4 protein-coding genes and 1 pseudogene are annotated in these 8881 nt (G+C 46.9%); 1 reads left to right on the top strand and 4 read right to left on the bottom strand.

The genetic code is table 11. The features are described from left to right. From AC1DUA_RS12125 to AC1DUA_RS12115, 3 genes and pseudogenes are all read right to left on the bottom strand, one after another. Nucleotides 1-457 (bottom strand): annotated as a pseudogene (locus AC1DUA_RS12125) (helix-turn-helix domain-containing protein); the annotation flags it as partial. Between the two features lie 85 nt (nt 458-542). Further along, nucleotides 543-1670 carry an alginate lyase family protein gene (locus tag AC1DUA_RS12120; RefSeq protein WP_477499992.1) on the bottom strand — a complete coding sequence of 376 codons (1128 nt, stop codon included), beginning with the start codon at nt 1668-1670 and terminating at the stop codon, nt 543-545. 115 nt (nt 1671-1785) lie between these two features. Further along, the gene (locus tag AC1DUA_RS12115) at nt 1786-6402 is read right to left on the bottom strand and encodes a chondroitinase-B domain-containing protein (RefSeq protein ID WP_477499991.1); all 4617 of its coding nucleotides are present in this window, start codon (nt 6400-6402) and stop codon (nt 1786-1788) included. Between the two features lie 759 nt (nt 6403-7161). On the opposite strand from AC1DUA_RS12115, the gene AC1DUA_RS12110 reads away from it, so the two are divergent. Further along, nucleotides 7162-7815 (top strand): FusB/FusC family EF-G-binding protein, encoded by a 654-nt coding sequence (locus AC1DUA_RS12110; protein WP_477499990.1) that lies wholly within the window; start codon nt 7162-7164, stop codon nt 7813-7815. Between the two features lie 68 nt (nt 7816-7883). Here the strand turns inward: AC1DUA_RS12110 and AC1DUA_RS12105 are convergent, their stop codons facing one another. Beyond that, complete coding sequence (locus AC1DUA_RS12105; protein WP_477499989.1) at nt 7884-8756, bottom strand: NAD-dependent epimerase/dehydratase family protein; 873 nt, start codon at nt 8754-8756, stop codon at nt 7884-7886. Nucleotides 8757-8881: the final 125 nt, after the last annotated feature.

Here is an 8881-nt window from a genome sequence, read left to right as displayed (position 1 = left end):
CTTTAAGGGTTTGTCCATCCAACATTTGAAATAATTGGCGACTATCCGTCCGATTGCGCGTGGATATGACTGTGTCACTATTTTTGTAATACAGATAAATTTGTTCAATGAACTCGTTCGCAGTCTGATAGACCCGCAAATCATTGGATATCGTGACTAAATCGTAATAATCGTTATCCGTAAGCGGTTGTGAAGTATTGATAAAAGCGTTCACCTGTTTATTGAGCGAAATTTCCAAACTTAATCGCTCAATACCGCCTAGGCTGTTGTCGATCGCCAATTCCATCTGTTTCAGTGCGTTATTGTTGGCCCGATTCACCTCCGATTCGACTACATGCCAGGACGCCGCATATAAAATTCCGCTAATGATGATCGGAACGAGAAGAACCGAAATATAAGATGTAAGCCAAGTAACGATAACACTGCGTTTATTGAACCGGATCCGATTAAACTTCATTAGCACTAACCCCTTATCGCCATGATGTAACTGCTTTCAATTATTATAACGAAAATATGTGGAACCGTCTTGTCGATATGACAACTCATAGCCAAAGCAGCGGTTGCCGGATTGCCATATTTCGTCTGACTTCATCCTGTCGTGGATTTTGATCGAGCGTTCTCCATAAAGCAATCAGCCTTTGGGAATCACATGCAAGCCCAGCAAGCAATAAGAACGACATCGCAACCGGCCAGTCTTCATCGTATTCTACATCAGCCCCATATGGCCACAATTGTTTATTTTCCAAATACGGTAAAAGAAAAGTGATTCCTTTCCGAACGCCTCGACCATCTGAAAGCTGGTATTCCCATAGGTTATCGTCTGGCGTAGAAAGAATATGAGTTAGTGTTACAAAATTGTCCAACGTGAACAAGGAATAGGCATAAGGCTTCGTACGAGATAATTCCTTTGGAAAACTGCCATCTGCCTCCATTTGTTCCACGAGCAATCGGCTCTTATATTCTTCTCTGCACCAAGCGAGCATAACTTGGTTTCCGGTCAATTTCGCGAACGCAGCAGCTTGTACGAACCAGCAGATCCCGTGATTGTTGGGTTCATTTCTTTCTTCCACCCCTTGCGGATGCTCATTCATCCATTGCAAATAGTCCGCGAACCATACGATGACCTTTTCTAGTACCTTTTGATCCTGCAAGGAGGTGTCCTCACTTTTCAGCACATGAACAGCCGCCGCCACATCAATCAAATGCAGGGTATCGATGACCCCGATCCCTCGTCCGTCACATACACCAGGTATCGCCTGAGCATAAAGCAGGTGCGGATTCATTCGTGTAGTCTCGTTTAGAAAAAATGCGTCTAACAGCTGTACCGCCTTCGATGCATAGCGCTGCTCTCCCGTTATGCGGTAAGCGGAAGTCAAATACGCGACCAAAGTCCGCATCCGTCTAAGCAGGATTCGATGTTCATGGAAATTATCGGGATTGCTTTCACCATCCCGGCGAATATACGGCAGCCTATCCGGTGTGTTCGGATTTGGCCACCAGTAATCGCCGTTTGAATAATAATCGTGCGCACTCCCGGGGCTTTGCAGTGCTCTCGCTTCTGTGATATGTACAATCGGAGACGTTAATGCAGCTTCTGCCTCCTGGATAATCGCTTTCAAATCCAAATAATGACCCCAGTTCTCTTTATCTAATTGACAAGTACCGTTCATAATCCCAAGCTCCTTTTCATTCGATTGTATAAAGCACCAAATGCAGCAGTTCAGCCCCGAAATTATTCCGGGAGGCCAAATCTGCTGCATACCATGTGCCATTTATAAGCAGAAACTAGTGCCGATCCAACATACGCATGACGACTGTTACGGCTTCCGCCCTTGTGGCTGTAATGAACGGCTCGAAGGATTGATTCTCCCGACCATTGATTAGCCCTAAGGAAACGGCTTGTGAAACCGCAGGTAATGCCCAAGCTGGAATCTGCGAACTGTCGCTAAACGTGGTTGAAGGTGAGATATCCCCTTTCGGTGAATAAGCCCTTACTAGCATAACAACCATTTCAGTCCGGTTAATGGAGGCATTGGGCCGTAATGACTGGTCTTCATATCCCTGAAGAATACCTGCTTCCAGAGCTGCTCCTAATTCTCCATCCGCCCATGATGGAATATCTGCCTGATCGGTAAATGTTCGTTTCGATGGTTCAGTCTTCAAGCCTAGAGCACGAACCAATATTGCCGCAAATTGCAATCTAGTCATCGGTTCGTCAGGCTTGAAGCTCCCATCCGAGTAGCCGTTCACGATGCCTTTGGCAGCAGCGCGAGTAATTGCATCTGATGCCCAATGTTTCGACACGTCAGCGAAAGATTCCTGCGGCGGTGCAGTTGTTGACGGGTTTCCAGGCAACGGGTTGCTTGGTTCAGGTACCGGATTAGGCAAAGGTACAGGCGTTGGCGCAGGTGCCGAACCATTGTCGGAACTGCTTAAGTCTGGCGTCCCCTCTTCCGTTGGCAGGCTCCGTCCAGCCGTCGGCCCTACGTCAGCAGCAGTCAACGGACGTTGTGCCAATTCACTAGCCGGTTCGTACTCATCCGCACCAACATCAGCGGTATGTATCCGTCTCTGACCGTCCATATCATCTGAAGCAATGTATGAACCTTTGGCTGCATCAACCGCAGGACTTAACGGCGATAGACGAATTAATCCATCGCTGCCACGAACAAGCTTCAGATCCCCTTTGTAAGTGGCGCTTACAACAGTAGCATTCGCTGCCACCGCAGCAAGGCCGTCGGTCATATTGCCGACATAAGTGGGCCGGCCTGCGTCTGTGATATCTTTGGTCTCATTGAAAATAGTCCCAACGTTGCTGAAAATCAGATTGTTATAAATTTGTGTTCCTGTTGGCTGGAACGTGCGTTGCGCAATTTTTACCGCCGACGCTTTGTTGCCTAAGTTTACGAATGTATTATTATATATCTGCACATCGTATTGTCTCCAATGTCCGCGCAACAGCTCCTGCTGTCTCTCGGGCGCAAGGCTCCTCAGCTCCGCGAAGTCGTTCGCCCCAGTACCCCAGCGAATAATCGGATTCGTCCCCCCATCCGGTCCAGCATCTTCCGTGCCACCATCCAGCTGAACAGCATCATCGGTAAGACCTTCCATGTAATTATTATAGATTTTGTGATCATTGCCATAAATGCGGAAGCCGCTAGTACCCGGTTTCTTGCCATCCGCGATGATGAAATTGCCATAGAAGCTGTTGCGATGACCGTGGCGGGCAACCATTCCTCCATATGAATTGAGTATTGTGTTATAGCGGATTGTGTTGTCACTGCTCTTCACCGAGACGATTTCGTCCTCACCGTTTAATCCGTCGAACAGATTGTATTGAACCGTGACATGTCCGGGAGCCAAAGATAATCCGGAGAGTCCAAGACGGATCGCTTCCAATCCATTAGTCACTCGCGGGCCGATATCATGAAAATGATTGTATTCAATCACATCGTATTGTGATACCGCGTCTTTGCCATCATACGTGATTACGGCCCCAAAGCCGGTTTTCGGTCCGATATCATTATACGCGATACGGTTGTGGCTGCTCGTCCCCTCAACCCGAATATAATGCCTGTCAGTCCCGCTGTCCGTAAGCAGCGTAGAGTTCGGCGTTTGTGATGTTTCTCCGGTGTAGACGGCTCCATTCGGGTCATAATTGGCGCCATAACGGCAGCTTTTCTCCACGCCGATGACACACCAGATTTGTTTGCTGATGTTGTTCTCAGCCTTGGTGAAACGATATTTCTGACCTGTTTCATCCAAAGCAAATGTATTACGTAAAATAGAAATATTGCTGGAATCGTACAGCTGCACACCCGGATGCAAGCCGTTCATACTAGCGATTCTGTCTTCCGGTACCGCTCTGCTGCGCAGAGTATCCTCACCATGCTCCGTTCCGCCACCTGAGTGGAACGTTAGCCCCTCAACCTCGATATACTCAGAATTCTCGAAATGCATGTAACTATCGCCAGCAATAACTACCTTGCCTTGTTCCGCAGCAACAATCCGTATCGGAAGCGCAGCCGTTCCTTTTCTATCCTTAATTACGAACGGACCATTTTGTTGATAAGTACCATTCTGCAATTCAATCGTCGTACCTTTAGTGGCTTGATCCAGCGCAGCCTGCAGGCCTTCCGAAGAATTGACTTTGATCACCTTAACGGGAGGAAGTGGCTCCACTGGCTTATCTCCTGCTTGCGGCGGACCGCTGGGCACTGTGGGCTCCTCTACTTCAGGCGCAGTCCCCGTGTAAAGTTCAACTTCTGTAATGCTGTTCCAACTGCCCGAGCTTCCCGAAGCAGTATTGCCGTATCCAACCAACCGCAAATACCGAACAGATGCCGGATTACTTAGCACATAAGGCTGAATACTCTCATCGGTAACTTTAAGCACACGGCTTGTCCGTTTGGGAAGCAGCACGGTCGGATTCTGGAAATCCGCTTGATTCGAACCGATGATCTCAAAATGAGTTTGGCGGTCGAGCGCATTCAAGAAAGCTATATTCAAATAGGTAACCTTCTCTGGTTGCCCTAGATCGAACTGCAGCCACTCGCCATGCCCCGAAGCCGACCAGCGGACATCATTATCCCAAATACCATCCACCACATTCGCCGGAATATTCGTCGTGTTCGGCTGATAGGAACTGGCAGTGACCGTGCTTGCGTTCATCGGTATTTGGCCATTCGTTCCTTTGGCAGATAGCCTATAGGCTTGAAGTGTATAAGTGTTCATCGCATCACCATTCGATAGACGAATATCGATTTTATTCAGGCCAGGTGCTAGCGGCACATTGGCAAAATCACTCACGGATTGATTCAATCCATTGTTATTCGTCAGAGTCACTGTCGTCGCAATACCGGCGCCAACTTGCATCTCTAACCGGACAGGATTGCCATCCTGGGGGACAGTGACCTCGTACCCGCCCATTTTGGAAGGTGAAAATGGTAGATTCATCCCTAACTTTTGGCTGCCCGCCCAGACATCAAGGCTAGTTAGCTGGATTTCCGGCATTTTCTCTGCAAAGGTGAAGTAGGATCCGTCTGCCAGCTCCGTATCCGCTGCATAGTAGACTCCTCCATGAAGTTCCACTGAAGCCAACGGATGCGGTACCGCATCGCTGAAATCACCGCTTGTACTCGTTAGCAGCAATCCTCCTAACGGGAGCATCCCCTCCGGGAAAGCGACTTGCACGGTCCCTACATTGCCGGAATTCTGGACTTTCCACGTCCGCGCCGACTGCTTGAACCCAGTCCCGTAAGGCACCGATGGCGACGTGCTGCCATTATCTCCCCAGAGAAGGTACTGCTTATCTGCCAAAGTTCCTTTGGCGCTGATGATAACCTGAGAAGCTGCCTTGCCTTCACTGCTTCGGCTTGACTCTTGAGCCAGTGCACCTTGCTGATCTCGAACAATCCCTGCTACGTTATTGCCAAATGCAGCATTAGCCGCTGCGGGCCATACAACTTGATGCGACAGGCCGGCTGATACATAATCCTTCCCTCTCAGCGGGGTGCCAAACTTAAGGGCCATGTACGTTTGCACTTGATCTTGCTGTATGTCACTTAGCGTCTCCCCAAAGACGATCATCTCGCCGATTTGCCCATCATAACCAGATCCTCCGGTAACCGCTGATCCCAGTGACATAGGGTTGCTCCCGTTGCCAACCATTGCAAGGCGAGCCTGCGTTGACTTAGCTATTGTTTGTCCATCTAATGTAATTGCTTGATACACGTTAGTAGAAACTGATGGGTGCGATTCATACTGGAAGCCCCAACTGTTGTATGAAAGAGGCGGCACTTGATAACCCGTCGTGAGACGTGGATTACCAGATGTAACAGCACCTGAATCCCATAGGATTTGTGAGGTACTCGAAAAGRAAGGGATATAAGCCCCGAACTTTCCGGTTCCTTGTAAATTTTCATAGAAGATCTGTGAGGTCTGATTGGATAACGAAATCCCGCCCGCAACCACATAAGCGCTCGCCTGTGCAACCTGCTCATTCTGTGCAAACAAGCCGTCTGGGTCCAATAAGAGACTTCCGTTACCTGAACGGATGAATTGTACCGATGGTTGGAAATTCAATGATGGATTGGATGCCACATACTTCGGCTTCGTCCGCGGACTCTTGTCACCAACCGTCCCGTCATTGATGAAATCATTGCCTTGCGGGCTGCTGTCCTTCCATTTCGTTACTTCACCAATTCCGCTCAGGGTCATACTCGATGGATCTGCCTTCAGCCACAATTTCAGCAAGTTGGCATCCACACCACCAGGTGTACCTGTCGCCTCACCCATCGCATCAGCTTGGGAGAAACCTGCTGGCAGACCTGCGAAAACTAAAGTTGCTGCGAGCATCAAGCTGATCTTCCGCTGCAAAGATACTTTGAATACCTTGTTCAAACTTACATCCCCCTTCTTAATCATGAAACTCATGGACTCTTAGGCATCACTGCTAACTAGTGTGAAAAGCCAATACACACATCATATGTAAACCCTTACATACAATAAATCATCAAAACCTAAACTCATCATCAAAATCTGGAATCCCACTGATCAATATAGGAAATGAACCGTTAATTTTGAAACCGAAGCAAATCTCGTATCACTTATTAACAAATCCGTCTAAACCTTTACTCATGGGAACTATAGTGCTAGTTAGTGCTCTATTTCATGGAAAATGAGCAATCTCCCATCTAGGAGGAACTGTAGGGTGCTATTCAGCGTCCACGCTGTTTTTCAGGTGAAAATGACAAAATAGAGGAACGTAGTTCCCCTTACACATGGAAATTTCAACTTTTCTTGAAAATAACGGACCCTAGTTCCCTTCCGACAAATAGTCTAGACACTTTCAAAAAGGAGCTGCCAATGGAGCTCCTTCGTCTCTTATCAGGTAATTTTTACTTATACTAGACTTTCCTTTGAAATTCGGAGCTGTTTTTCTTATAATAGACAGTATCGCAGGTATAAAGGAGTTGGTTTCGATGGCAATAAGCGATTGCCAGATTGGCACAGTCTCATGCAAAGCCTGTTTCGGAGGCGATACTTTGCATGGGCGAGATATGAGTAGTAGGAATATCGCCTAATAGAGCATATATCGGTTCCACAATTTGGCTTTGCACCTTATTCTTTTTACGATTATAAAATAAGGGGCTGTTCCTCATGTGTGAACCATTTATAAGAAATCATCAATTCAATTTTATTAAAAAACAAGCTGGAATTTTGGAGAATGCACTCCGAACGAACGCAGATCCGAAAGTATTGGAATCGGTTCGATATAGCTCAGAATCGAAGATAGCTGAACTATTTCCAGACGTTACGGATAACCAGAAAGAAATGCTGGAAGCTATCTTTAAGCTGCGAACAGCCGATGAATTTCAAAAGCATTTGAAGGCGTTAGAGCCTCATTTGGTGGAATTTCCGCAAATTAGCGCAAACCAGATTCTCAAACTATTTCCCAAGAATAAAAAACTAAAGCTGCCTGATTTATCAGAGATCGATTATCGGTATGTCACTTATCTTAACTGGATCGATATCTCCACGAATAAGTTGTTCATTGTTTATCATTTAAACGGGCAATTCGTTGGTGTAGAGGGCAAATATACCCCCACTAACAAGAAAAGCTTTTGTTTTTTATGCAATAAGTATGAAGAACTCGCTTTATTTACGGCAATCTCCAAAAAAAGGCCGGCTCACACAACACCTGATTATTATAAAGCTGTCGGGAACTATTTATGTATGAATGGTCACGAATGTAATAAGAACTTGACCGATGTTTCTTCGTTAGAGAAGTTTATTGAAACTGTTATCGGATAAATGAAAGACCGGGACCTCATGTTACATGGGGTCCCGGTTTTTTCATTTCTATGGAGGGCTCATACGGCTCATATTGTTGGAATTTCAGAAGGTACCTTCAAGTTGGATACATCGATACCTTTCTCATCGCGTGCTTTCAGGTCTTTTATAAACGCAAGGAAGTTATATCGAGGTTTCCACCCCAGAATTTCTTCCGCCTCAGAAAGGTCATGTTGTTCCACCTGCTCCGGCAATTCGATCTCGTATTTGTTCAGCAAGTGCATCGCACCTGGAACTTGCGACTCGCACCATGTTGGACCCTTTTCCTTAAAATCTTGAATGACATCCATCGGCATACCATGATTCGTATGAACAATTGTACGGAATAGCCCCACACTCTTTTCCAAAACGGCTTTAACAGCAGCAACAGTAGCTTCAGCTACATCCCTTCTATCCACACCATTACGAAGCAAGCGTGCGCCGAATTCTAAGTAGGGGCGAGGAATGAACTCATGGTAACGAAGCATCGCGATGGAAGCCCCCGTCATTTCATGATAAGTTCTGCACAAATCTTCGCCAATAACTTTACTGACTCCGTAGACCGATCCCCAGCCATAGGCCATTGAAGAAGCGTAGACGATAGATTGAATCCCCGCTTGCTTGCAGGCTTCCATCACATGAAATGTGCCATCCACATTCACAGCAAAAATAGTTTCATCGCTTACAGGTGGATTATGTGCGCAGTGCCAAGCTGCCAGATGAACAACCGCGTCCACTCCTTGTACCGCTGAACGTACATCGCCAGGAGATCTCGTGTCGCATCTTACGAATTCGAGATCTCTCAAATCGTCCACATTCGGAGGCATAATGTCGGCCATTCTAACCGCATAACCTGCCTGAACTAACGCTCTGCAGACAGCTTGGCCACCATTGCCCGCGGCACCTGTAACAAGTACTTTCATGACCACATACCACCTAACTTTGTATTTTCGTTATCTATTCGTCATCCTACAAGCTACACCTGCTACAACGGTAAAATAAGGAAAAAATCCCCGAAGTTAATCTTCGGGGATTATGTATACGACAA

The sequence above is a fragment of the Paenibacillus sp. 01T422 genome, from assembly GCF_056398785.1.
Note: the sequence above shows the minus strand (reverse complement) of the source record. Positions and strands in the feature narration are given on the sequence as shown.

Excerpts from the sequence above, each read along its gene's own strand:
- AC1DUA_RS12120 (WP_477499992.1), bottom strand. The coding sequence starts at position 1,670 with ATGAACGGTACTTGTCAATTAGATAAAGAGAACTGGGGTCATTATTTG.
- AC1DUA_RS12105 (WP_477499989.1), bottom strand. The coding sequence starts at position 8,756 with ATGAAAGTACTTGTTACAGGTGCCGCGGGCAATGGTGGCCAAGCTGTC.
- AC1DUA_RS12110 (WP_477499990.1), top strand. The coding sequence starts at position 7,162 with ATGTGTGAACCATTTATAAGAAATCATCAATTCAATTTTATTAAAAAA.